The organism is Bradyrhizobium sp. PRIMUS42 (genome assembly GCF_023006515.1).
Lineage (GTDB): Bacteria > Pseudomonadota > Alphaproteobacteria > Rhizobiales > Xanthobacteraceae > Bradyrhizobium.
The window spans coordinates 1-837 of sequence record NZ_JALBGZ010001330.1; the positions used below are offsets into that span (position 1 = coordinate 1).

An 837-nucleotide genomic window follows, 5' to 3' on the forward strand; every position below is an offset into this window, starting at 1 on the left:
GACATCGTCCTGATCCACGATGCGGCGCGGCCCTTCGTCTCGGACGGCGTGATCTCGCGCGCGATCGAGGCGGCCAGCCGCACTGGCGCGGCGATCCCCGTCATTCCCGTCACCGACACCATCAAGGTCACCGGCGCGGGCGGCGATGTCGAGGACACGCCGGACCGCGCGCGCCTCAGAATCGCGCAGACGCCGCAATCCTTTCGTTTCGACGTCATCCTCGAGGCGCATCGTCGCGCCGCAAAGGACGGTCGCAGCGATTTCACCGACGATGCCGCGATTGCCGAATGGGCGGGATTGACGGTTGCAACCTTTGAAGGCGATGTTGCCAACATGAAGCTCACCACTCCCGAGGATTTCGTGCGCGAGGAAGCGCGCCTGGCTGCCCAGCTCGGCGATATCAGGACCGGCACCGGCTACGACGTGCACGCCTTCGGCGAAGGTGACCATCTCATGCTCTGCGGCGTGCGGGTCCCGCACAGCAAGGGTTTCCTCGCCCACTCCGACGGCGATGTCGGCCTGCATGCGCTGGTCGACGCCATCCTCGGCGCGCTCGCCGACGGCGACATCGGCTCGCACTTTCCGCCGAGCGATGCGAAGTGGAAGGGCGCCTCCTCCGACCAGTTCCTGAAATACGCCATCGAGCGCGTCACGGCGCGCGGCGGCCGCATTGCCAATCTCGAGGTCACCATGATCTGCGAGCGGCCGAAGATCGGCCCCTTGCGCGACACCATGCGCGCACGCATCGCCGAGATTTCCGGCGTCGACATCTCCCGCGTCGCGGTGAAGGCGACCACCAGCGAGCGGCTCGGCTTCACGGGCCGCGAGGAAGGCATC

1 protein-coding gene is annotated in these 837 nt (G+C 67.3%); it reads left to right on the top strand.

Going from position 1 to position 837, the window contains the following annotated elements; all coding sequences use genetic code 11:
* Nucleotides 1-837, top strand: an 837-nt coding sequence (gene ispF, locus MOV75_RS40095) for a 2-C-methyl-D-erythritol 2,4-cyclodiphosphate synthase (protein WP_247008374.1), incomplete at both ends; no start/stop codon positions are given.